Annotated in this window: 22 protein-coding genes; 19 read left to right on the top strand and 3 right to left on the bottom strand. The window is 46.8% G+C overall.

Annotated features, from left to right (window positions below; genetic code table 11):
- Positions 1-4 precede the first annotated feature (4 nt).
- The 11 genes from K401_RS0113690 to K401_RS0113740 all read left to right on the top strand — a co-directional run bounded on the left by K401_RS0113690 (position 5) and on the right by K401_RS0113740 (position 14,474).
- Positions 5-1,057, top strand: coding sequence for an ABC transporter ATP-binding protein (locus tag K401_RS0113690; RefSeq protein WP_024293469.1), 1,053 nt, complete (start codon positions 5-7; stop codon positions 1,055-1,057).
- A complete protein-coding gene (locus K401_RS0113695) occupies positions 1,057-1,989 on the top strand; it encodes an ATP-binding cassette domain-containing protein (protein ID WP_024293470.1) in 933 nt (310 codons plus the stop codon). Before K401_RS0113690 ends, K401_RS0113695 begins: the two co-directional genes overlap by 1 nt.
- Positions 1,990-2,243: 254 nt before the next feature.
- A complete protein-coding gene (locus tag K401_RS31870) occupies positions 2,244-4,313 on the top strand; it encodes a methyl-accepting chemotaxis protein (RefSeq protein ID WP_024293471.1) in 2,070 nt (689 codons plus the stop codon).
- A gap of 448 nt (positions 4,314-4,761) precedes the next feature.
- Positions 4,762-5,697, top strand: a complete 936-nt coding sequence (locus tag K401_RS0113705; RefSeq protein WP_051464036.1) for a C40 family peptidase — start codon at positions 4,762-4,764, stop codon at positions 5,695-5,697.
- Between the two features lie 18 nt (positions 5,698-5,715).
- Entirely contained in the window at positions 5,716-6,561 is an 846-nt protein-coding gene (locus tag K401_RS0113710; protein ID WP_024293473.1) for a serine hydrolase, read from the top strand.
- Positions 6,562-6,697: 136 nt separating this feature from the next.
- Positions 6,698-7,888: an ABC transporter substrate-binding protein gene (locus K401_RS0113715; protein ID WP_024293474.1), complete on the top strand. Its 1,191-nt coding sequence runs from the start codon at positions 6,698-6,700 to the stop codon at positions 7,886-7,888.
- A gap of 135 nt (positions 7,889-8,023) precedes the next feature.
- Complete coding sequence (locus K401_RS0113720) at positions 8,024-9,736, top strand: ABC transporter permease (protein WP_024293475.1); 1,713 nt, start codon at positions 8,024-8,026, stop codon at positions 9,734-9,736.
- 97 nt (positions 9,737-9,833) lie between these two features.
- Positions 9,834-10,910 (top strand): ABC transporter ATP-binding protein, encoded by a 1,077-nt coding sequence (locus K401_RS0113725; protein ID WP_024293476.1) that lies wholly within the window; start codon positions 9,834-9,836, stop codon positions 10,908-10,910.
- 50 nt (positions 10,911-10,960) lie between these two features.
- Positions 10,961-11,989, top strand: coding sequence for an extracellular solute-binding protein (locus K401_RS0113730; RefSeq protein ID WP_024293477.1), 1,029 nt, complete (start codon positions 10,961-10,963; stop codon positions 11,987-11,989).
- Positions 11,990-12,003: 14 nt separating this feature from the next.
- Positions 12,004-13,698 carry a sensor histidine kinase gene (locus K401_RS0113735; RefSeq protein WP_024293478.1) on the top strand — a complete coding sequence of 565 codons (1,695 nt, stop codon included), beginning with the start codon at positions 12,004-12,006 and terminating at the stop codon, positions 13,696-13,698.
- On the top strand, positions 13,698-14,474 hold the full coding sequence (locus K401_RS0113740) for a response regulator transcription factor (protein WP_024293479.1): 777 nt from the start codon (positions 13,698-13,700) through the stop codon (positions 14,472-14,474). The genes K401_RS0113735 and K401_RS0113740 overlap by 1 nt, the downstream gene beginning before the upstream one ends.
- Positions 14,475-14,530: 56 nt before the next feature.
- Here the strand turns inward: K401_RS0113740 and K401_RS0113745 are convergent, their stop codons facing one another.
- Together K401_RS0113745 and K401_RS0113750 are read right to left on the bottom strand one after the other, a co-directional pair.
- Positions 14,531-15,202 carry a YjjG family noncanonical pyrimidine nucleotidase gene (locus K401_RS0113745; RefSeq protein WP_024293480.1) on the bottom strand — a complete coding sequence of 224 codons (672 nt, stop codon included), beginning with the start codon at positions 15,200-15,202 and terminating at the stop codon, positions 14,531-14,533.
- 4 nt (positions 15,203-15,206) lie between these two features.
- Positions 15,207-15,845, bottom strand: a complete 639-nt coding sequence (locus K401_RS0113750; protein ID WP_024293481.1) for a YczE/YyaS/YitT family protein — start codon at positions 15,843-15,845, stop codon at positions 15,207-15,209.
- A gap of 77 nt (positions 15,846-15,922) precedes the next feature.
- Here K401_RS0113750 and K401_RS0113755 point away from each other — a divergent pair, with 77 nt between their 5' ends.
- The 7 genes from K401_RS0113755 (at position 15,923) to K401_RS0113785 (ending at position 23,449) form a co-directional block, all read left to right on the top strand.
- Positions 15,923-16,546, top strand: a complete 624-nt coding sequence (locus K401_RS0113755; RefSeq protein ID WP_024293482.1) for a Crp/Fnr family transcriptional regulator — start codon at positions 15,923-15,925, stop codon at positions 16,544-16,546.
- 163 nt (positions 16,547-16,709) lie between these two features.
- Entirely contained in the window at positions 16,710-17,495 is a 786-nt protein-coding gene (locus K401_RS0113760) for a M48 family metallopeptidase (protein ID WP_330363154.1), read from the top strand.
- Positions 17,467-18,537, top strand: coding sequence for an MCP four helix bundle domain-containing protein (locus K401_RS0113765; protein ID WP_024293484.1), 1,071 nt, complete (start codon positions 17,467-17,469; stop codon positions 18,535-18,537). Before K401_RS0113760 ends, K401_RS0113765 begins: the two co-directional genes overlap by 29 nt.
- Positions 18,497-20,215 (top strand): single-stranded-DNA-specific exonuclease RecJ, encoded by a 1,719-nt coding sequence (gene recJ, locus K401_RS0113770; RefSeq protein WP_024293485.1) that lies wholly within the window; start codon positions 18,497-18,499, stop codon positions 20,213-20,215. Before K401_RS0113765 ends, recJ begins: the two co-directional genes overlap by 41 nt.
- Positions 20,216-20,383: 168 nt before the next feature.
- On the top strand, positions 20,384-21,631 hold the full coding sequence (gene glyA, locus K401_RS0113775; protein WP_024293486.1) for a serine hydroxymethyltransferase: 1,248 nt from the start codon (positions 20,384-20,386) through the stop codon (positions 21,629-21,631).
- A gap of 236 nt (positions 21,632-21,867) precedes the next feature.
- On the top strand, positions 21,868-22,653 hold the full coding sequence (gene motA / locus K401_RS0113780) for a flagellar motor stator protein MotA (protein WP_024293487.1): 786 nt from the start codon (positions 21,868-21,870) through the stop codon (positions 22,651-22,653).
- A 10-nt stretch (positions 22,654-22,663) separates the two neighbouring features.
- A complete protein-coding gene (locus tag K401_RS0113785) occupies positions 22,664-23,449 on the top strand; it encodes an OmpA/MotB family protein (protein ID WP_024293488.1) in 786 nt (261 codons plus the stop codon).
- 91 nt (positions 23,450-23,540) lie between these two features.
- On the opposite strand, the gene K401_RS32435 is transcribed toward K401_RS0113785, so the two are convergent.
- Positions 23,541-23,711: a DUF1540 domain-containing protein gene (locus K401_RS32435; RefSeq protein WP_084492884.1), complete on the bottom strand. Its 171-nt coding sequence runs from the start codon at positions 23,709-23,711 to the stop codon at positions 23,541-23,543.
- Between the two features lie 289 nt (positions 23,712-24,000).
- Between K401_RS32435 and K401_RS0113795 the strand changes: the two genes are divergently transcribed.
- A complete protein-coding gene (locus K401_RS0113795; RefSeq protein ID WP_242842309.1) occupies positions 24,001-25,128 on the top strand; it encodes an SDR family oxidoreductase in 1,128 nt (375 codons plus the stop codon).
- Positions 25,129-25,232 lie beyond the last annotated feature (104 nt).

Consider the following 25,232-nt stretch of genomic DNA (forward strand, 5'->3'; position numbering starts at 1 on the left):
CAGAATGAATCAAGAGAAGATTTTAGAAGTAAAGGACCTGGATATTAAGTTTGAGCTGAGGGGGAAAACCCTTCACGCTATTCGCGGAATATCCCTGGATTTATATAAGGGAGAAATTCTGGCTATTGTGGGGGAATCGGGAAGCGGAAAGTCTGTGTTTACCAAGTCCTTTATGGGGCTTTTGGAGAAAAACGGGCGTGTGGATGGAGGAAATGCCGTTTATTACGGGTCTGATGACGGGAAGGAAATAACCCTCACTAATGTGAAGAGGGAAAGGGACTGGCTTAATATCCGGGGGCATGAGATTGCCATGATCATGCAGGATCCTATGACCAGTTTGAATCCTTTAAAGACCATTGGGGTACAGATTATGGAGGCCGTGCTCATTCACCAGAAGGTGAATCGGGCGGAGGCTAAGAAGCGTACCCTTAAATATCTGACGGACGTAGGAATTCAGGACCCGGAAAGGCGTTTTTCCCAGTATCCTCATGAATTTTCGGGGGGAATGAGGCAGAGGGTGGTAATCGCCATCGCCATTGCCTGCAATCCTCAGATTCTCATTTGCGATGAGCCTACTACGGCTCTGGATGTTACCATTCAGGCTCAGATTTTGGATTTGCTTAAGGAACTGCGCCATAAGTATAAATTGTCTGTTATTTTGATCACCCATGATCTGGGAGTGGTGGCTAATATTGCGGACCGGGTGGCTGTTATGTATGCCGGTGATATTGTGGAGATCGGTACATGCGAGGATATTTTTTATGATCCAAGGCATCCCTATACCTGGGCTCTGCTTTCTTCTTTGCCTCAGGTGGGAGTAAAGGGAACAGATCTCTTTTCCATTCCGGGCACTCCGCCCAATCTCTATACAGAGGTAAAGGGAGATGCATTTGCGCCCAGAAATCCCAAAGCCCTTAAGATTGATTTTGTAAAGCAGCCCCCTTATTTTGAAGTATCGCCTACCCATAAGGCCAAGACCTGGCTGCTGGACCCGAGGGCGCCTAAGCTGGACCCGCCTGAAGTGGTGGCTAAAATCAGGAATGGAGGTCTGATCTGATGGAACGGGAAGTATTATTAGATGTAAAGGATTTGGATGTGACCTTTGGAGAGCGCAGAAAAAAGTATGAAGCGGTAAAAAAGGTCAATTTTAAGATATACAAGGGAGAAACCTTTGGGCTGGTGGGAGAGTCAGGCTCAGGAAAGACCACCATTGGCCGGGCCATTATGAGGATTGTTCCCAGCTCAGGCGGGGAGATTCTTTACAAAGGCCATAAAATAAACGGGAAAATCCCGGCTGAACTGGACCGTCAGGTGATCAGGGAAATACAGATGATCTTTCAGGACCCTCAGGCTTCTTTAAATGAAAGGGCCAAGGTGGATTACATCATCAGCGAGGGGCTGATGAACTTAGAAAAGGGATTGGATGAGAGCGAGAGGAAAAAACGGGTGGATCAGGCTCTTTTGGATGTCGGTCTGCTGCCGGAGTTCTCAAGCCGTTTTCCTCACGAATTTTCGGGAGGTCAAAGGCAGAGAATCGGAATCGCAAGGTCCCTCATTATGAATCCGGAGTTTGTTATCGCTGATGAGCCTATTTCAGCCCTGGATGTGTCAGTCCGGGCCCAGGTTTTGAACCTTCTTGCGGATATGCAGAAAAAGCGCCAGATTACTTATTTGTTCATTGCCCATGATTTGTCTGTTATGCGTTTCATTACGGACCGGATTGCGGTAATCCGGAAAGGAGAGATCGTGGAGATGGCGGAAACTGAGGAATTGATCACTCATCCCCTCCATCCCTACACCAGAGCTTTGCTTTCTGCAATTCCCATGCCTGATCCGAAGCATGAGAAGGAGAAGAAGCTTCTGGTTTATGATCCTATGCTTCACGATTATTCATGGGAAAAGCCTTCCTGGAAGGAGATAAGGCCGGAGCATTTTGTGCTGGCAAACCGGAAGGAAGCGGAAGAATATAAAAAATTGTACAGAGATTAAATAAGGCAGTATCCGGAAGAACGTCTCATTTGGGAGTTTCTTCCGGATTTCTTTGCGTAAAAGCAACGGCGCTCCGGCGGGAGAGTCTGCAAAGAAGATTCTTTGTTTTAGGAGAGAATATAATGAATTTTAATATAGGGTCATGAGAAAATAAAATTATATTATCCGGGAACCACGGTGTAATCAATTGATTTTCAGGTTGATATTTGCTATGATTAGGAGAATTCAAGATATACAAAAGAAGGGGGAGTTATATGAAGGTAAATCCTTTTAAGACACTGTGGTTTAAGCTGAGTTTTCTTCTGGTCTTTTTTGCAATTGTCCCGCTCCTGGGCTTTAGTTTACTGCTTTTAAGAAGCTTAAAAAGCACATCCCTGTCAGAGCAGAAAACCTCCGTAAACAAGCAGCTGTCTTTGGTAAACGATAATGTGGATGCCGTGTTTAATGATATGCTTAATAATGTCCGCTATTTTGCCGAAGGGGAACTGCTTCAGACAGCGGACCAAACCATTACCAGCTACACCGATATCACCTCCTCTATAAAAATGACACCGGGGCAAAACGGACCGGTGGAGAGGGAAATATTCAAAAGCTTTTCGGAATTCGGAAAAAGCCATCCGGATTATCAGTATATTTATATGGGCACGGAAAGCGGCGGTTACATACAGTATCCGGACTCGGATTTAGACTCTGCCTTTGATCCGCGCATCCGCCCATGGTATCCCAATGCAAAGGCGGCTCCCGGCGCTCCTGTTCTGGGGGAACCCTATTATTTTGCAACGGACGATATTGTGATCGTAGGTGCGTCCCAGGCGATTACCGACTCTCAGGGAAACGTCATAGGTGTTATGGCTATGGACATGAGTTTAAATGCTCTTACAAAGCTGTTTGAGATGGCTACAAAGGATTCAAATGGCTATTATATGCTGGTCACCGGCGACGGTACTATTCTGGCTGATCCCAGCAATACGGAGAATAACTTTAAAAAACTTTCTGAGACGTATGGGGAAGAATTTCTTAAAGCAGTCAGCGAAAATGCTGACTTTCAGAAGATCGACATAGGGGGCAGGCCGTATTTTATAAAAAGCGTCCGCTCTGATAAGACCAGCTGGAATTATATTTCCATAGTATCTGAGGCAGCTCTGTTTAAAACCGTGTATCAGATGGAAAGGATCATGTATTTTACTTTAGCTGTTGTATTTATAATCGTACTGGCTGCAGGAGTCCTGATCAGCAACAGCATTGCCAAACCCATTAAAGCCGTAACCAAATCCGCACAGGAGATTTCTGAAGGAAACTTTCATGTGGATATTCAGATCAAGGCTGACGGAGAAGTGGGCCAGCTGGTGGAGGCGTTTCGGAAGATCGGCGTGACCCTTAAGGAATACAAAAAATATATTGAGGAGATTTCTTCCGTCTTAAACCAGATCGCCCAGGGAAATATGGCATTTGAACTGGAATCGGATTATATAGGAGAGTTCAGCACCATAAAAACGGCTCTTTTAAATATTTCCCGGACTCTTACGGAGACATTGGCCCAGATTAAGATGTCATCGGATCAGATTGCGTCTGGTTCCGGTCAGGTGGCTTCAGGGGCCCAGGCTTTGAGCCAGGGGGCCACGGAGCAGGCAGCATCGGTTGAAGAGCTGTCCTCCACCATAAACGATATAACCAATCATATCGGATCCAATGCGGAAATGGCTCACAGAGCCAATGAGCTTTCCAAGGCGGCGGTTTCCAGTGTTTTGGATGGAAACAGGCAGATGCAGGAAATGATCCGCGCAATGGAGGAGATCAATTCTAAGACAAATGAGATCAACAGCATCTTAAAGATCATTGATGACATTGCGTTCCAGACAAACATACTTGCGCTGAATGCGGCAGTGGAGGCGGCCAGAGCCGGGAGCGCCGGCAAGGGGTTTGCCGTTGTCGCTGATGAAGTGCGGAATCTGGCTCAAAAAACGGCAGATGCGACTCATAATACTGCCGGGCTGATTGAAGGCTCCATACGTTCCGTCACGCGGGGGACCGGTCTTGTTGGACAGACTGCAGAATCCTTGTCTAATATTGCAGGCCATGTGGAAGAGGTGGCCGGTCATTTGGAAAGTATTTCAAACGCTTCCGTGCAGCAGTCAGAGGCAATGCAGCAGATCGCACTGGGGATCGATCAAATCTCCTCAGTAGTACAGACCAATGCTGCTACAGCGGAAGAGTCTGCGGCCGCCAGCGAAGAGCTTTCCAGCCAGTCCAGCCTGCTGGAAGACCTTGTGAACCGGTTCCGGTTAAAGGAAGAGGATGGAGGCTCTCGGAAATACTATCAATAATCCTGATCATTGATGGAGTTTTGAGATAATTGTGATACATCCCTCCCTGAGGCGGCAGCTTAAGGAATTAAGGCTGTGCGCTGCGGGGAGGGGTGTATTTTTTGTTTTACAGAAATTACGTTCTGTGAAAACGGGATTCTATTTTTCCTATGGGATGCAAAGTTTTCGATCTCCCATATTTTCTGGTATCATTGACATTCCGCATTTCTGACCATATAATAATGAAAAATGCGGTACATATCAATATAGTAAAGGGTGTGACCGGTTTCTTTACGGCTGTGACATGTTATATTGTTGGACATTTCTGCTATAGGCAGATGGACGGTCCGTTTTATGAGTGAAATGCGGCCTACATTCCCATGGAAATGGGGAATTGTCCGGTGTGCAACGCAGCGGTTCATGAAGTGCCGGAAGAACTGTAACAGGAAGGACAGGAGGAGATGATAGGATGATGATGGAATCTTACGGGATTGTAAAAATACCGGTTGCCGCCATTTGGGAAGGGCCGGAAGAAATAAAGGAGAACAGCCTTGGAGAAACGGTGTCGGCTATTTCAGATGAAGGGCTGTATGGGATGGGGGTTACGATCACCGGGGAAGAGGTGGAGGGATTTTATCCGGTGCGGACCTTTTACAATTATTCCGGTTTTATCAGGAAAGAGGAGATTGAAACGGTGAGCCTTGATGAACTGAAGGGCTGGGAAGAGGGAAACCTTATGGTCACAGACGGGGTTTACGCGGATATCGTTTTCCTTCCCAAGGTCCAGGGGGTACGGCTTTTAAGCCTTTTTAAAGGCTCTCTTTTAAAGGTGCTTTCTTTTGATTCGGAAGTGGAGGGCTGGGCTAGGGTAGAGCTTTTGGACGGACGTGTGGGTTATATGAGGAACCAGTATTTACGGCCAAAGGAATTTTCCCAGTCAGGATTGTGGACGGGGGAGCTTCCACAGAAGGAAATTGTGGATGAGGCGGCCTTCCGCAAGGCGGTGGTGGAGACGGCAAAGCAGTATCTGGGGACCCAGTACCGCTGGGGAGGGAGGTCCACCGCAGGTATTGACTGCTCCGGGCTGACCTCGGAGAGCTATCTGTTAAACGGGATACTGACCTACCGGGATGCCAGGATAGAGCCGGGATTTCCGGTTCATGAGATTCCAAAGGATGAGATGCTTGCCGGAGATCTTATGTATTTTCCTGGACATATTGCCATGTACATGGGGAATGGAGCCTACATCCATTCCACTGGAAGAATCGGCAGCGGCGGCGTGGTGATCAACAGCTTAAATCCAAAGGCAGAGGACTACCGGGCGGATCTGGCGGAAAGCTGGTATGCGTCGGGGAGTATCTTCGGCGGGAGGGCCTGCCTTGCGGATTCCTCATTAATCAATTAAGAGAAAGGGTCGGATAACATGGATTCCAGACTTACATTAGAGAAAAGAATCGAAGCGGAGGTCATGAGCTATGACGGGAAAATGGGAATCTATTTAGATGATTTCCACGGAAACGTGATTGCCGTTCACCCAGATGAAGCATTTGAAACAGCAAGCGCCATAAAGACTTATATCCTGGCATGTTTGTTTGATGAGGTGGAAAAGGGAAATAAAAGCCTTGAGGATATGATCGAATACAAGGAGGAGCATGTGGTGGAGGGAAGCGGCGTGCTTACCGCTCTGGAGCCGGGAGCAAGGCTTCGGGTAAAGGATGCAGCCACTTTTATGATCATTGTAAGCGATAATATTGCAACCAATATGATTATTGACTATCTGGGGCTGGATACCATTAACCGTTGCATCAAAGCCCTGGGATGCAGGGACACGGTGCTCTACAACCCCATTCATTTTGAAAGGTACGACAGGCTGGGGACCAGCACGCCAAGGGATTACGCCGGCATTTTTACCCGCCTGGCAAAGGGGGAGCTTATCAGCCGGACAGCGGATGAGAAGATGCTGGAAATCTTTAAGAAGCAGCATTATAACAGTATGATCACCAAAGACTTTCCTCCCTTTTACATGGACAGCGACAACACAGATGATATCCTAATCACCGTAGCCTCTAAAAGCGGAAGCATGGACGCCTGCAGGAATGACGGAGGTCTTGTGTTTACTCCTTACGGGCCTTATGCCATCGTTATGTTCCATAAGGAATTTTCTGATGCCATGTATTATCCGGCCCATCCGGCCACTGTGTTCGGTGCAAGGGTTAGCCGGATGATCCTGGATCAGTTTCTGGCCCTGGAGGGGAGATTTTTAAGATAAACGGACGTGTGTATTTTTACTAAAAAAGGCATGGATAAGTTCAAAAATCACGACATTATTACTGGTTTTTCGGTATTTGCTCTGGTGTTTTTCTGCTATGATTAGATCACAGAAAAAGAACGGAGGGATATCTATTATGAAAAAAAGAACGGTATTTTTGCTGGCGCTTACAGCAGCGCTCAGTCTGACTGCATGCGGCTCCAAGCAGGAGGCGGCAGAGACAAAGGCAGAGACTGCAAAGGAGGCGCAGACAACAGCTGCAGAGACAACTGCGGCCGCAGGAGAAGAGAAGAAGGAGTCAGGGGGAGACGAGGACTTATCTGCTTTGATTGAGGCGGCAAAGGCTGAAGGGGAGTTGACCGTATACGGCTCCTGTGAAGAGGAACATCTGGCTGCAGTTTGCCAGTACTTTGAAAAGACTTATGGCATTAAGACAAAGTTCCAGAGACTTTCTACCTCAGAGGTTTATACCAAGGTATCTGAGGAAGCCGGAAAGCCTTCTGCAGACGTATGGTTCGGCGGAACTACAGACCCCTATAATGAGGCGGTTGCAGCAGGGCTGTTAACGCCTTATGATGCGGTGAATGCCAAGAACCTCATCGGAGACCAGTATAAGGATCCTACTAATTGCTGGTATGGTATTTATAAGGGAATCCTGGGCTTTATGGTGAATACGGAAGAGTTAGAGAGGCTTGGCCTGGAAGCTCCGAAGACCTGGGATGATCTGACGAAAGAGGAGTATAAGGGACTGATCATGCTGTCTAACCCCAACACTGCAGGCACGGCAAAGCTGGTGATCAATACCATGATCCAGATGAAGGGCCATGACGAAGCAATGGAATACTTTAAAAAGCTGGACAAGAACATTGCCCAGTATACAAAATCAGGCTCCGGCCCGTCCAAGATGGTTGGACCTGGAGAATGTGTCATTGGAATCGGTTTCCTTCATGACGGAATTTATCAGATCCTTCAGGGATATGACAACATTCAGCTGATTGTTCCTGAGGATGGAACATCCTTTGAGGTAGGAGCCACCGCCATCTTTAACGGCGCCACCCATCCCAATGCAGCAAAGCTGTGGATCGAATATGCCCTGTCACCGGAGTGTGTGGACCTTGCCAAGGAAAACGGAGCTTATCAGTTCCTGGTTTTAAAAAATGCCACACAGCCTAAAGAGGCTGAACAGTTTGGTCTGGATATGAACAATACCATTGATTATGATTTTGAAGATGCAAAGGAAAACAGTGCAAAATATGTGGAAGATTTCTTTGAAGCCCTGGGAAGCTCTGCTGACAAGGCGGATGCCGGCCGTTTCCTGACACAGTAAGGAGACAGAGGGCAGGAAGTAAACGTCCGGCTGTATGGATTAACATGCTGCGTAATGCGTAATAGACCATTACGCAGCATTTTTTACATGATGGGAACAGGACTCCTGCCTGGAATGACGAAAGGAGGATTTTATATGGCCAGCTTGCAGAGCGCCCGTCTGGAGCGCAAAAAGTTTTTTTCAGACCCGGTTTTGGTGAGCATGATCGCAGTTCTGCTTGTTTTTTTAGCACTGTTTATACTATATCCTCTGCTTATGCTGTTGGTAGACAGCTTTTATGCGGAGGGCTCCGTCACTCTTGACGTGTTTAAAAGAGTTCTGAACCTGGACCGGTTTAAGAATGCTTTTAAAAATACCCTTGTTCTGGGATTTATCACCGGAATCACTTCTACGGCAATCGGACTTCTGTTTGCTTATGTTGAGGTGTATGTGAAGCTGAAAACCAGGATTTTAGAAAAGCTTTTCGGGCTTGTTTCCATGCTTCCGGTGGTGTCCCCGCCTTTTGTATTATCTCTGTCCATGATCATGCTTTTTGGCAGAAGCGGCTTAATCAGCCGTTCCCTGCTTCAAATATATGATTCCAATGTCTATGGGCTTAAAGGAATTGCCATTGTTCAGACTCTGACCTTTTTTCCCGTATGCTATTTAATGTTAAAGGGACTTTTGAAAAACATCGATCCTTCTTTGGAAGAGGCCACCAGGGATATGGGGGCGACCAGATGGAAGGTGTTTTCCAGTGTTACGTTTCCGCTTCTCCTTCCCGGACTTGGAAATGCCTTTCTGGTGACCTTTATCGAGTCTGTGGCGGATTTTGCAAATCCCATGCTCATAGGCGGGTCCTATGATACCCTGGCCACCACCATTTATTTACAGGTGACGGGAGCTTATGACTCCACAGGTGCAGCGGCCATGTCAGTGGTTTTGCTGTCCCTGACAGTGGTGCTGTTCCTGATCCAGAAATATTATCTGGAAAAGAAGACGGCAGCTACTTTGACAGGAAAGGCTTCCCGCATGAGGATGCTCATAGAGGATAAGAGCGTGACCGTTCCACTGACCATATTCTGCGGCCTGGTTGCGGCCTTTGTGCTGCTGATGTACATCATGGTTCCTTTTGGCGCCATGTTTACTCTGTGGGGAAGGGATTACAGCTTAAGCCCTAAGTGGTTTCAATACATGTTTAAGACAAGCGGACTAAAGGCGTTTAAGGACTCCTTTGTGCTGTCCCTGATCGCCGCCCCCCTTACTGCGTTTCTTTCCATGGTCATTTCCTATCTTGTTGTCAAGAAGCGGTTTAAGGCGAAGGGATTTATTGAGTTTGTTTCCATGCTGGCCATGGCTGTTCCCGGAACAGTTCTTGGTATCGGTTATATCCGGGGATATGCAAACGGGCTGTTCCGATCTGGAATCATGAGCGGTCTTTACGGGACAGGGCTTATTCTGATCATCGTATTCATCGTCCGAAGCCTTCCTACGGGAACCAGAAGCGGGATATCCGCCCTGCGGCAGATCGACAAATCCATAGAGGAATCCGCTTATGACATGGGGGCCAATTCTGCCAAGGTATTCATGTCCGTGACCCTTCCTCTTATAAAGGATTCTTTTTTCAGCGGTCTGGTAACGGCGTTTGTGCGCAGCATCACCGCAATTTCTGCGATCATTCTGCTGGTAACGCCTGAATTCTTGCTGATCACCTGCCAGATCAATGAGCAGGCGGAAAAGGGGAATTACGGCGTAGCCTGTGCTTATGCCACCGTATTGATCCTCATTACCTATGGCGCGGTTCTCATCATGAACGCTCTGATGAAGCTCTTTGGCGTCAGCAGAGCTGTGAAGGAAGTCCAGGAATAAGCTGAAGACCTTGCGGGTATACCTTTACGCCCGATAGAGCGGGGCGGACTCTGCCCATAGAACGTGGGCGGAAGAAAGGAAACAGGAGGAAGATAAAATGGATAAACAGAAAAAAGGCGTTCGGCTGGAGCGCATATCAAAGATATATATGGATCCAAAGACAGGCAAGGAGTTTTATGCGGTAAAGGATACTACCCTGGACATTGAGCCGGGAAGCTTTGTCACCCTTTTGGGGCCATCCGGCTGCGGAAAAACAACCACTCTCCGCATGATCGCAGGTTTTGAAAGCCCTGATGAAGGAGAAATATATCTGGGAGAAGAGGCGATCAACCACTTGACCCCCAATAAAAGAGATACTGCCATGGTGTTCCAAAGCTATGCTCTTCTGCCTCATTACAATGTATTTGACAACGTGGCCTATGGGCTGAAGATCCGGAAGGTTCCAAAGGAAGAGATCAGGGAACGGGTCATGAACATATTAAAGCTGGTGGAAATGGAAGGGATGGAATCCCGTATGACGAATCAGCTCTCCGGCGGCCAGCAGCAGAGGGTGGCCTTAGCCAGAGCCCTGGTCATTGAGCCGGGAGTCCTGCTCTTTGACGAGCCTTTGAGCAACTTAGATGCCAAGCTGAGGGTGACCATGAGGACTGAGATCCGCAAGATCCAGCAAAAGGTCGGCATTACGGCCATTTATGTGACCCACGACCAGTCTGAGGCCATGAGTATATCCGATAAAATCATCATCATGAGCAAGGGCAAGGTGGAGCAGATCGGAAGCCCCAGGGAGATCTATTATCATCCGGCCTCCAGATTTGTGGCTGATTTTATTGGAGAAGCTAATTTCCTGAAGGCAAAGGTCCTGTCGGAAGAAGGCGAAAAGGCCATGATATCCGTGGCGGGCAGGGAGTTCCAGGTAAACAACTTTGCCAAGGCCCATCCAGGGGATGAGGCAACCTTGGTGATCCGGCCGGAGGGGGCGATTCTGGCGGAGCAGGGGCTTTTAGAGGGTCTGGTCACCTTGTCTACCTTTATGGGTTCCTATCAGTATTATCAGGTGATGGTAGGTGATATGGAGATCCAGATCACGGACTATAATCCGGTCAACAGAAGGATTTATGAGGTGGGAGAAAAGGCTTGTCTGGATTTTGATCCAAAGGGTGTTTACATCCTGTAGTACTGTGTTAGAATGATAATAATAAGTTTGAAGGGCAGGAAGCCGGGATTATGAAAAGCTGGATCAAATGTGCCGCAGCCCTTCTGTGCATTGGTTTTCTGGCAGGCTGCGACCGCGGCTCCGGGACAGTGCCCACAGAGTTTCAGGGGGATGGGGAAATGGTAGTATACTGCCCTCATCCCCTGGAATTCATTAATCCCATTGTATCGGAATTTGAAGAACAGACCGGGATTAAGGTGGAGGTATGCACGGGAGGGACAGGAGAACTGTTAAAGATGGTGGAGGACAGGAAGGAACCTAAGTGCGATATTTTCTGGGGAGGCTCCCTGTCTACTACCATGGCAAAAAGTGAGTTGTTTGAGCCTTATATCAGCAAAAATGAACCCATGATCCAGGAAGACTACAGAAACAAGGAAGGGAACTTAACACGGTTTACGGATGTTCCCAGCATTCTCATGGTCAATACCAATCTGGCCGGGGATATTTCCATTGAGGGATATGAGGACCTTCTTAAGCCGGAGCTTTTCGGAAAGATCGCCATGTGCGGCCCTTCCACCTCATCCTCTGCCTTTGAGCATCTGATCAACATGCTTTATGCTATGGGAGACGGAGATCCGGAGGCAGGCTGGGATTATGTGGAGGCCTTTTGCAGAAACCTTGGCGGAAAGCTTCTTCAAAGCTCTTCAGAGGTATATCAGGGGGTGGCCGAGGGACGGTATACGGTGGGTCTTTCTTTTGAAGAGGGGGCTGCCCATTACATTGGCTCCGGATATCCGGTCAAGGTGGTGTATATGAAGGAAGGTGTTATATCAAAGCCTGATGTGGTATGCATCATCAAGGGGTCCGGCCACTTGACCGAGGCAAAGCAGTTTGTGGATTTTGTGACGGGAAAGGATGCCCAGACGGTCATCTCTGAAAGCCTTGGAAGGCGTTCTGTAAGAACGGATGTGAATGAACCGGAGTATCTTCTGGATAAGCAGGCGATCCATATCATTTATGACGAGGAAGCTGTGGTAAAGGAGAGCAAAAAGGAATGGCTGAACCGTTTTTCGGAAATCTTTTTAGGAACCCTGGATTAGAATAGGGAGGGAGCATGAAAAAGGGACGATATTTCAAAGAGGAGCTGCGCCGCCTGATCCTGGGATATGCCATCATTCCGGCGGTGGGCTTTACCCTGATCTGTACGCTGGTTTTTCTTGCGGTCCTTCTCTACGGGAAAAAAAGCGGGAATGAGTCACACAATGCTTTGGTGGCGGAGGAACTTGAGAAAGTCCTTGCCGGATACGAAGAGAAGCTTAAGGCTCTGTCGGATTCTGACTTGCTTTTTAATGTCAGCTCAGGGGCCGCCGGGCAAAGGCTGGTATTTGAGGAGTTTTACCGGCTGTTTGACCAGCTGGGATATAAGGCGGAGCTGTATGTTTTTGACGGAGAAAAGAGAGTGCTTTTATCCACCAGAACGGATGTCCCGGAATATTTATCAGGCAGGGAAGGCGTGCACTGGGGAATGTTCGGGGCAATGGATGAGGAACCAGGGGAAACCAGGGTGCGTTTGATGGAGGCCTGGAAGGGCTCTGACCGGGATATTGCCATGGGTATGGCAATGATGCAGGGGGATAAAAAGACGGGATATCTGGTTTTTACCATTAACAGCAGCCAGTTTAAGCCGGTGCTGGACCGGTCGGACAGCCAGACCATCATTGCGGACCGGTTTGGCTGGGTTTATTTAAGCAGCAATTATAATCTGGTGAGCAGCAGCAACCAGGTTTTAAAGGTCCTTAAAACGGCGGAAAAGTATCTGACCTATGAAAAGAAGATGTTTCTCGTATCCGTCCACCCGTCTTATAACAGCATGTTTTTAGTCTATTCGGTGACAGATATCCAGAATATCGTGTTCTCCCTGGGACTTAGCAGTGCCCTCATTATAACGGCTCTTGTGCTGATGACCATATGGGTGCTGATCAGCACGAAAAAGGTGACAGAACGGGAAACCAGGGATTTTTACCGCCTTCTTCATGTCATGGAGATGGCAAGAGAGGGAAATTTAGACACCTCTCTTGAAATAGAAAGTGAAAATGAATTCAAGATCATAGCCGATGCTTACCGGGAAACCATTGCCAGCTTAAAGCTGCAGATGGAAAATAACCGGAGGATGACGGAGCTGGTGGCTGCGGCCCAGAACAAGCAGCTGGAATCCCAGTTTAACCCTCATTTTCTGTTTAATACCCTGGAAAATATCCGGTATATGTGCCTGATCCAGCCGGAGACAGCCGGGAAAATGGTGTTCAGCCTATCAAATCTTCTGCGCTACAGCTTAGACGGCAGCAGGACGGAGGTGACTCTGGAAGAAGATTTAGAACACCTGGAGAATTATCTCATGATTTTAAAATACCGGTTTAACCGGAGGTTTTCCTATGTGGTTGACGTGGAAGCGGAGGCGCTGACCTGCCGGATCCCCAGGCTGGTGCTGCAGCCCATGATCGAAAATTCCGCAAAATACGGGTTCGGCAACCAGGAAAATTTAAAGGTGGAGCTTAAGGCCTATATTCATGAAGACCGGCTGATCATGATCTGCCGGGATGACGGGATCGGGATGACTCCGGGGGTTTTAAGTGAGATCCAGGCTCTTTTGGAGCAGGAGGAAAACAACAGAAGGCATTCCGGGCTTTATAATATACACAGACGGTGCAGGATCCTTTACGGAAGACCATACGGAGTGGAGATACGCAGTGCGGAAGGGCTGGGCACAACGCTGGTGGTGACCCTTCCCGCACAAAGGGAGGAATCATAATGTTACGGGTGATGATAGCGGAAGATGAGGATATTATCCGCAAAGGGCTGATTTACACCACAGATTGGATGGGGATGGACTGTGTTGTGGTGGCTGAGGCGGCCAATGGCCAGGAGGGGCTTTTAAAGATACTGGAGCAGAAACCGGATGTGGTCATTGCAGATATCTGCATGCCTTATATGGACGGGATCGAGATGATAAAGGAGGCTTCCAAGAGCGTGAAATTTAAAAGCGTTCTTCTTACCAGCTATGCGGAGTTTGACTATGCAAGAAGGGCCATTGCAGCCAGGGTCAGCGAATATTTGCTAAAGCCCGTGGATGAGGAGAAGCTTGCGGCCCTTATGAAAAGGCTGGGAGAGGAAATAGCAAACAGCCGTCAGGTGGAATATGTGATGGAGCAGGCGGAATCAGAGGCAGGGATCATGAACCTGGAATACTATATGCAGCTGGACCCTTCAGAAAACAAGTATGTTTCCAGGGCCATTGAAGAGATCAAATCAGGATATTGGGACAAGCTGAGCGTGGAATCCATATCAGATAAGCTTGGAGTCAGTGCCAGCTATTTAAGCCGGAAATTCAAAGAGGTGACCGGACAGACATTTCTGGACTTTTTAAATAAATACCGGATTTCCCAGGCCATTAACCTGTTAAATACCGGGCAATACCGGATCGGTGAGGTATCCGATGCAACAGGGTTTACAGATTACAAGCATTTTTGTGCGGTATTTAAAAAATACACTTTGAAATCCCCCACAAAGTTCATGAAGGGGATTTGAGAAAATGACAGAAAGTCCGGCAGTTTTTGCTGCCGGGCTTTTTGAATAAAGGTAAGTTAAATGCTTATCAATTCTGAAAGATCTTGAATGGTATGGGTTGCTTCGGACTGCAGGGGCCGGCCGGAACGGCAGAAGAGACAGGAATCAATGCCGGCGTTTACAGCACCCTGAATATCAGAGGATATGCTGTCTCCAACCATAATGGTCTTGTCTTTCTCCAGCTGTGGGATATTCTCAAAACAATATTCGAAAAAATGAAGGGATGGCTTTTCATACCCAGCTTTTTCCGATATGAACATTCCGTCGAAAAGATGGAGAAGGCCTGCCTGCTCAAGCCTTTGTATCTGAGTGGAGTAAACTCCGTTTGATGCGGAATACAGTTGTTTCCCCATCTGCTTTAACCGTGTCAGGGTTTCCGTGGCGCCTGGAATTAAATCAGAGCTGTTTCCAAGATGCCTTCGGTAGCGCCCTTCTGCTTCCTCTCCGCTGATTTCTAAGTCGTAAAAGCGGAAGAATTGGGAAAAACGGGTATTGAGAAGTTCTTCTCTGCCTATCTTTTCCTGTTCCAGCAAATCCCATAAATGCCTGTTCATCTTTTTATATTGGGGAAGCATTTCGTCTTTATATTCCAAATCATAGGATTTGATCACCTTTTTAAAGCTCTGTTCTTCAGCGGCATCAAAATCCAGCAGGGTATTGTCAATATCCAGTAAAAAAATCTGATACATATGTTTAGTCCTCCACAGTTAAATGTTTCTTGAAAAATTCATAGCAGATCCCAAGCAGGGTGGATAAGAGAAAAACGCTGATAACAGTTCCTTCCCTTATTTGCAGCGGGGCGCGTGATAACAGGGTCAGGCATAGGGTGACGATCAAAAATATCACATCAAAGCTCATGCGGACAGCGGCAAAATTCTTTTTATATGATTCGCTGATCACAAGACACAGGCTTTCCAGCGGGAATTTCACGATTCCGATTGCCAGGATGGCTCCCAGGCTGATGGAAGCGATTACAAGTCCGGTCAAATAAAGGATGACCCGGTAAATATAGCTTTCCACGGTAAAAATGGAAAGCAAGTGATATAAAAACAGGTTGATGATATAGCCGTTTGCAATGGTGGCAATAATCTGTATAGTGTCTTTATAGTTTAAACGTGAACGCCTTAAAAGTAAATAGGAAATGAAGAACAAGGAATTGATCCCATTGAGTATGGTGCCCACCTTCATCTGGATGGTATAGGATAATGTCACTGCCAGTGCGTTTAAGACGCTTTGCCCGATGGCTGCCTTCAGCTGCAGGGATATTCCAAAGCCAAAGAATACAAAGGATAGGATGGTTCCGATTAAATCGTTTCGTTTTTTTCTGCTCATTGTTTTCACCTCGGGAATATGATACCATAAAAAGCAGGCAGCCGACTATGAGAATTATCATATGGAGAATAAAAAAAATGAAAAAATACAATATGTATGAAATACCGGACAGTCTGGCCGCGGCCGGAGAGGAACGGCATTATCCGGCGGGAAAGAATATTTTTCATGTGGATGACAAGATCACTCGCTGCTACCTGATCCTTTCCGGAATGGTGAAAATCTATATTGACCATGAGAACGGACGCCGGTCGATTCTCGATTTTGCAGGGAAGGGCGACTGGCTGGGAGAGCTTTCCTTATTCTGCAGCGAGGATTATATCAAGGAAAATAAGGTGATGGACGATGTGGTCTGCCTGGAATTTGAGCTGGATCAGTTAAAGAAAGTCTGCAAAAAAGAGGCGGAAATATCATTTTATTTTGCCTCCTATATTTCCAATAAGCTGATGATCAGGAGCTGCCGGATGAGTGAATACTTAAATTATTCCCTGGAAAAAAGGCTGGCTTCCTTTATTCTCGAGTATCAGCAAAATGGGAAATACACCATACCCCACACGGATGTTTCCGAGTATATGAACATCAGCTACCGCCATATACTGTTTGTCATAAAGAAGCTTTGTGATGACGGGATCCTTAAAAAAGATAAGGGGTACCGGATCATGGATTATGAAAGATTGAAAGAGATATCCCACGGTTCCCCATGAGGAAGAAGAGGGTTAGTAAGAGAGACAGTCATAAGGGAACCTGCCGGGTTCTCTTATTTTATGTTTCCGGCCGTTAAGATATGTATTGTTTCTTTTGTATTTATTCGCTATAATTGGGGTTACGGGTTTAAGTATATGACAGAGAGAAGATGAAGAGAAAAGGTTGGGAATCAGATCGATGGAAGCGGGCAATCATGAAAGCAGAAAGGAAACGGGCATGCTCTCCTTTGACGATGGAACCACGTGCTCTTACGGGATCATAAAATCGGACAGGCGTACCCTGGCCCTGCAGGTCACGAAAACAGGAGAGGTTTTCGTAAGGCTTCCAGGGCGCCTGCCCTTTAAGGCAGGTCATGAGCTGGTACAGAAGAACAGGGAATGGGTTTTTGCGCAGGTGGCAAAGGTTCGGAAAGCGTCGGAGCGAAGGGAGGCCTTTCATTGGGCGGAAGGTGCCTTCGTGCTTTTTCACGGAAGCAGCAGGATTCTTCATGTGCGGCCTGATTATAAAAGAAAGACGTTTTATATACAGGATACAAAGGAAAGCCTGGTGGTCTCCGGGCCCATGGGACCATATTCAGGGGAGGACCAGGAAACAGCCGTTAAAGAGGCTGTGAAGCTTTGGTACAGGCAGGAAGCCAGAGAGTATCTGGGGGAAAGGACAGCCAGATGGTCTGCAATTATGAAGGTGGACTATGGAAGGATCGCCATCCGGGATCAGGCGACCCGGTGGGGAAGCTGCAGTGCCAAAGGAAATTTAAACTTTAACTGGAGGCTTGTGCTTCTTCCGGAAGAGCTGGCAGATTATGTGGTGGTCCATGAGCTTGCTCACCGTGTTCATATGAATCATTCCCCTGCATTTTGGCAGGTTGTGGAGAGAGAATTACCGGATTACCGGTTGAGGAGGAGAGAATTAAAGCGCTATGAAGCTGAAATCTATCAGAAATATTAATATTAAAACAAAGCTCCTGTTTTTAGGAGGGATCAGCATTATGGGATTGATTTTCATGGGAACGGAATCCGTGATAACGGCAAGAAGGATCAATGAGGCCAGCACGGAAATCTCACAGTCCTGGGTCCCTGCCATCATCATTGCCGAGGAGCTTAACACCAGGACATCAGACTACCGTATTAAAGAATATAACCATGTCATCACCGTGGATAACAAGGATATGGACCGCCTGGAAGGGGAAATGGACCAGATCCGGGAAGAGATTGCCCAGGGGTTTCAAGATTATGAGAATTATATTGCCAATGAATCGGACCGGAAGCTGATGGAAGAGGCGGAAGGAGAATGGAAGAAGTATTTGGAGTACAGTGATAATCTGCTTGTGAAAAGCCGTGAAAATCACACCCAGGAAGCCTTTGATATGATCATGGGAGAGTCCGGACAGTTATTTGACGATGCCAGCAACGGACTTTTAAAGGTGGCGGAATTTAACCGGGAGGGGGCTGAGGCGGCCAGCATTCAAGGTGACAGGCTCTATGACCAGCTTGCAAAAATAAAGATCATAACCATCTGCCTGATCGGCGGGGTTATTTCCCTTTTGGTGATCTATATAATTATTGCCATTGACAAGCCTGTCAAGGCCCTTGTGGAAGGTACCAGGAGAGTTGCCAATGGAGACTTGGAGGTGTACCTTTCCTACCGTTCCGAAGATGAGATCGGAATTCTGACCGATTCCGTCAACCAGTTGATTAAGCGGCTTAAATACATCATTGATGATGAGAAATATTTATTCAGGGAGATCGGAAGCGAGAATTTTGAGGTGAAATCCACATGCGAGCATGCGTACCGCGGGGATTTTGCCCCTATTCTCTATTCTATTACCAGCTTGATGAGCCGGCTGGATGCGGCGAAAAAACGAAAGGAAAGAGGCGGATCGGCCGGCACAGAAGAAAATGATAAGAATGAACTGTCCGGAAGAGCCGTTTGCAGGGAGATAACGAAACATGGCAGAAGAGAAATGGATGCTACAGACAAAAAGGGCTGATTTTGATGAAATGGCAAAATGCCACCACATTTCGCCGGTAACTGCGAGAGTGATAAGAAACCGGGATGTGATTGGCCGGGAGGCGGTGGAAAAGTATTTAAACGGAGGAATAAAGGATTTATACAGTCCTCATCTTTTAAAGGATATGGATAAAACCGTGGCAATCCTAAGAGAAAAGACAAGGCAGCAAAAGCCGGTCAGGATCGTAGGGGATTATGACATTGACGGCGTCTGCTCCACCTACCTTTTATACAAGGCCCTGTGCCAGGTAGGGGCTGTGGTGGACTATGAGATCCCGGACCGGTTAAAGGATGGATATGGGATCAATGAATCCATTATCCGGGCTGCGGCAGAGGATGGCATAGATACCATCCTCACCTGTGACAACGGGATCGCCGCAGTGGCGCAGATCAGGCTTGCAAAGGAGCTGGGCCTTACGGTTCTCATTACGGACCACCATGATATCATGAAGGAGGATGGCAGGGAAGTCCTGCCTCCGGCAGATGCGGTGGTGAACCCAAAGCAGGAGGACTGCTCCTATCCATATCCTGATATCTGCGGAGGAATGGTGGCTTATAAGCTGGTTCAGGCTCTTTATGAGGAATTTCACGTGCCAATGGAGAAATGGCTTGAGATGGTGGAATTTGCAGCCATTGCAACCGTAGGTGATGTGATGAAGCTTCAGGATGAGAACCGGATCATTGTAAAGGAAGGGCTGAAACGGATGGGGCAGACAAAGAGCCTGGGACTGTTAAAGCTCATTGAAAGGAATGATCTGGATAAGGATGATATAACCGCCTACCAGATCGGATTTGTGATCGGTCCCTGCTTAAATGCCGGAGGCCGCCTTCAGACTGCAAAACTGGCCTTATCCCTGCTTCTTTGTCAAAATGAAGAGGAAGCAGATCAGATGGCACTGGAATTAAAGGAACTGAATGACAGGCGAAAGGACATGACAAAGCAGGGGACCAGCCAGGCGGTGGAGCAGGTGGAATCCCTTTACAGCGAAGATAAGGTTTTGGTGGTATACTTGCCGGACTGCCATGAATCGCTGGCAGGGATCATTGCCGGGCGGCTGCGGGAACATTTTCAAAAGCCTGCCTTTGTATTAACAGATGGGGAGGAAAGCGTCAAAGGCTCCGGCCGCTCCATTGAAACCTACCACATGTTTGAAGCTCTGGTAAATGTGAAGGAGCTGCTGTTAAAGTTCGGAGGCCATCCCATGGCAGCAGGCTTATCCCTTCTTAAGGAACATGTGGATGAATTCCGGAGACGCTTAAACGAACAGGCAAGGCTTACGTCCGAGGATTTCATACGAAAGGTGTGGATCGATGTTCCTATGCCCCTGGAATACATAAATGAGCCATTGATCCAGGAACTGGAGCTTTTGGAGCCATTCGGCCAGGGCAATGAAAAGCCTTTGTTCGCACAGAAGGGACTTCATATCCGAAGCGTACGTGTTTTGGGAAAAAACAGGAATGCAGTGAAGTTTTCTCTTGCAACGGACCAGGGCACGCCAGTGGATGCCCTGCTGTTTGGCGACGGAGATTCCTTTATGGAAGAGCTGGGAAACAGCCGGATCCTGGATGTGATATATTATCCTTCCGTAAATGAATACAATGGAAATAAGTCGCTGCAGATTGTGATAAAAAATTATAAGATTTCAAGGTGTGTATGACAGGGAAAGGGGCAGGATAAATGGAATCGGCCCCAGTTTACCGGTTATAGACAAATGCTGAAGACCAAAGAGGAAGAAGAGAAAGCCTTGACATTGTTAGGAAGAATGGCTTATAATCTACCAAAATGGAAGTTGGTAATATTCAAAAGGAAAAGTGAGGGTATGCACATGGTAAATCAGGTAATGAAGTTTATCACCGGCTATGACAAAGAAGTGGGTGAAGCCATTGAAAAGGAATGCGCACGGCAGAGAAGGAATCTGGAATTGATTGCATCGGAAAACATAGTTTCAGAGCCGGTCATGATGGCAATGGGAACTGTGCTCACCAACAAGTATGCGGAAGGATATCCGGGAAAGCGTTATTACGGCGGCTGCGAGGATGTGGACATCGTTGAGACCATTGCCATCGAGCGTGCGAAGCAGATATTTGGCTGTGATTATGCCAACGTTCAGCCTCATTCCGGGGCTCAGGCCAATATGGCGGTCTTTCTTGCCATGCTTAAGCCAGGAGATACGGTTATGGGCATGAATTTAAACCATGGCGGTCATCTGACCCATGGAAGTCCCGTTAACTTTTCCGGTTTGTATTTTAACATAGTTCCTTACGGCGTCAATGATGAGGGTATTCTTGATTATGATGAGATGGAAAGGCTTGCGCTTTTGCATAAGCCGAAACTGATCGTGGCAGGAGCCAGTGCATATGGCAGGACCATTGATTTCAAGAGATTCCGGGAGGCTGCCGACAAGGCAGGGGCTTATCTTATGGTGGATATGGCTCACATTGCAGGCCTGGTTGCGGCAGGAATCCATCCAAGCCCCATCCCTTATGCAGATGTAGTGACAACCACCACTCACAAGACTCTTCGCGGACCCAGAGGCGGAATGATTCTGGCAAATCAGGAAGCAGCGGACAAATTTAACTTTAATAAGGCCATTTTCCCAGGTACACAGGGAGGTCCTTTGGAGCATGTGATCGCCGGCAAGGCCGTTTGCTTTGGCGAGGCATTAAAGCCTGAGTTTAAGACCTATCAGGAGCAGGTGGTGAAAAATGCAAAGGCTCTGGCTGCCGCCCTGATCAGACAGGGATTCAACATCCTGACAGGCGGTACGGATAATCATCTGATGCTGATTGATTTAAGAGGGCTGGAGGTAACCGGAAAGGAACTGCAGAACCGCTGTGATGAAGTATATATCACCTTAAACAAAAATGCGGTGCCAAATGATCCCAGAAGCCCGTTTGTGACTTCCGGTGTCCGCGTGGGAACTCCGGCTGTTACATCCAGAGGGTTAAAGGAAGAGGACATGGAAAAGATCGCAGAGTGTATCTGGCTGGCTGCCACGGATTTTGAAAGCAAAGCCGATTACATTAGAAGTGAAGTTACAAAGATCTGTGAAAAATATCCCCTGTATGAATAGGAAAAGATAAAAAAGAAGCTGTCGTGAGAGAATTTATATCAGATACTGTGCATGAAATGAGTTATCATGTGCCATATCCCATATAAATTCTTTCCTGGCAGCTTTTTCATATTTTTAACAATTATTTAATACTGGAGCGGTAACAAATATATTATACTATAACGGGCTGGGTGTATGGGAGTTGCTGAGTTCAGCCTCATGGATCACTAATAACTTAGATATACAAAGGAGAAACTATGGAATTAACGACCATCCTAGGCGTTATAGTTGGTGTTGCTGCCGTTGTCGGCGCTATGATTTTTAAACACATTGAGTTTACTGTTCTCATAAACCCGGCAGCATTTTTTGTTATTATTGTCGGGACTATTGCTACAATTTTAAACTCATTTCCCGGAGAAAATATTAAATCCATCGGATCGCTGTTTAAAATCCTTTTTACAAAACAAAAAGGAACCTCTGAAGCCGAAATGATTGAATTAATGTATGAATTGTCAAAGCAAGCCCGTTCAGAAGGGCTTTTATCCCTGGAAGCCAGAGCAGAAGAACTTCAGGACCCCTTTTTAAAAAAAGGCATCCGTCTGCTTGTGGATGGTTCCGGTGAAGACCTGATCGAGGATATTTTAGAAACTGAAATTGCTGCAATGGAAAAGCGGCATGAGATCAATGCAAGTATTTTCTCATCAGCCGGTACATACGCTCCTACCCTGGGTGTTTTGGGCGCGGTATTTGGTTTGATCGCTGCCATGTCCTCCATCAATGATACGGAACGGATGGCTGAGGCAATTGCTGCGGCGTTTATCGCAACGATTCTTGGTATCTTTACCGGCTACGTTCTATGGAATCCATTCGCCAAAAAGCTGAAAGTGAAAAGCCAGCAGGAAATAATGGCGAAAGAAATTATCATAAAAGGTGTATTATCCATGCAGCACGGCGATTCTCCCTTTATTCTAAGGGAAAAGTTACTTGCCGCTCTTCCGAAATCTAAGCAGAAAAAAATAACGGAACAGGATAAAAAGGAATAGGGTGATACATATGGCAAAAAAGAGAGAGCATGTACATCAGGAAGAAGAAGCCGGGGAGGCATGGCTGCTGCCATATTCAGATTTGATGACCCTGCTGCTGGCAGTTTTTATCGTACTTTTTGCTGTCAGTAAGATAGATGCTGCAAAAGCACAGGAGATTTCCCAGCAATTTGCCGGAACCATGATGAATAAAGATTATGTTTCCAAATCAGCCGCGCAAGATGCCTCCAGCGGCGATGGCGCCCAGTCAGGCGGTCCGTTAAATATTGAGACCCAAAGTGAGCTGGAGAGCTTTATGGGAGAGTATGAACTTAAAAAGCTGGAAAACCTAAAGACAGAACTTGATACAAAACTCCACGGCAATGGCATGGATCAATCGGTATCAACCATGATCGATATGCGGGGACTTGTCATCAGACTGAATAATGCCATATTCTTTGACTCAGGAAGTGCGGAAATTAAAAAACAAAGTGAGGATACTTTGGTTGAGGTGGCAGGACTTTTAAATACCATTGATAATTACATACGTATTGAGGGCCATACCGACAACGTTCCCATCAGACGCAGTACCTATCCCTCCAACTGGGAATTATCCACGGCAAGAGCTGTCAGTGTTGTAAAGCTTTTTATTAATAAATGCAATTTTTCACCGGATAAGCTTATTGCTGTGGGTTATGGCGAATTTAAACCTGTGGCCGACAATTCAACAGCGGAAGGGAGAGCCCAAAACAGACGGATTGATATTATTGTCTTAAGTGCGAAATACAATAACCTGGAAGAACAGCTTGTGAAATAATGGCTGTGTTTCAATGTTAAATATAATAAAAAATACTGCGCGGCTTTTATGCTGCGCAGTATTTTTTAGGAGGAAATTAGAGTTTGGCGGCTTATGCCTCGTTCTTAAAGGATTCGCAGTCAGTGCACTCTTTCTTGGTAGGATTCTTCTCATGTGTTCCTACTTTGATTCTCTCCAGGGTGCAATAATCTACGCTTTTTGCATGGTAAGCGCAGTTATCGATGGAGCATTGGATACATTCATTTTTTCCGTCTACTAACATGGTTAACCCTCCTTGATTGTTTATTACATCTATTATTGTGGACGGAATCAGCTTAATTATTATGGCAATATTTTCTTAAAAAATAGGGCGTTACATTTTCGTTAAGCTAAAAGTTTTTGTTGACCAAAAAGTATTTTGTAATATTTTTCTTTTGTCAAAACAGCACAAAATTCTGCTGTTAACCAACTGCGGGGGTACGGTATATGGACAATTCAGAGCAGTATAATCTTATTTACCAACTAGACGGCAGATATCCGTTAAAAGTGGCTGTTCCCCTTGGGCAAAGCTTTTGGCGGAACAGGTTGCATTTGTTGAAGCCATTGGCAATGCATTGGGCGGCGTAATTGCAGAGAGCCTGATCGAGCTGATCATGGATATTTTCTTAAAGCCGGATTCTTTCTATATATATGGAATCTTGTACTATGCATGGGGATTTACTGCCTGTAAGAGGTTATACAGATTATTGGAGTTGGGGAAAGGATGTGATATACTGTTTAAAAAGGGAGGGAAACGGATGAAGAAAAAAGTAATGGTTACAGGAGTGGAAGGTTTTCTAGGCGGGAGGCTGGCCGCATATTATGAAAGGAATTATGATGTGATCCGGGTCGGCCACGGAAGCTTAGACATTACGGACCAAAAGGCTGTGAGGGAATACATAAAAGAAAAAAATCCTGATGTTGTGATCCATTGCGCTGCTATATCCAACACCAGGGTATGCGAGGAGCAGCCGGCGCTTTCTGAGGCGGTAAACCGGAAGGGAGCGGTGAACATGGCCATGGGGAGCCGTGACAATGGCAGCAGGCTGCTTTTTATGAGTTCGGACCAGATTTACGGGGGAAGCAGGAAAAAGGGGCCGAATAAGGAAAGTGATGAGGTCCCTCTCATCAATGTTTATGGGGCCCAGAAAAAACAGGCAGAGGATGAGATCCTGGAGATTCTGCCTGAGGCAATCTGCCTCCGCCTTTCCTGGATGTATGATTTTCCGGTCAGGGGCCTTAAAAGCAGCTCCAATCTTTTGACCAACTTGCTGCGGTCCATGGTGCAAAACCATCCAATAAGGCTTTCGGTTTACGACTACCGCGGCATTACCTGGGTACAGGAGGTAGTAAAAAACATGGAGCCGGCCATGGACCTGCCCGGCGGAATCTATAATTTTGGCAGTGAAAGCTCCCTTTCCACCTATGAAATAGGACGCAAGGTCTTTCAGATGCTAGACAAAAGCGAAAACAGAGGAGAGCTTGTGATCCCGGAGAAAGCAGGGGATCCGGATAATCCCAGGAATTTGACCATGGACTTAGGAAAGCTTAAGGCCCTTGGAATTGACTTTTCTGAAACCGCGGAAGGGTTTTCAAGATGTCTTTGCTCCAGCCCTGAATATGTCCAGGCTTTGATCGGAGAATCCATTGTCGGATTATGACGAATTTAATAAAAAACCTATAAAACCATTGTCAAAACCGGAAGGAGTATGATATACTCTTTCCGGTTTTCTAATATATGATGTTATATTTATTATTATTGCTA

The organism is Lacrimispora indolis DSM 755, assembly GCF_000526995.1.
Taxonomy (GTDB): domain Bacteria; phylum Bacillota; class Clostridia; order Lachnospirales; family Lachnospiraceae; genus Lacrimispora; species Lacrimispora indolis.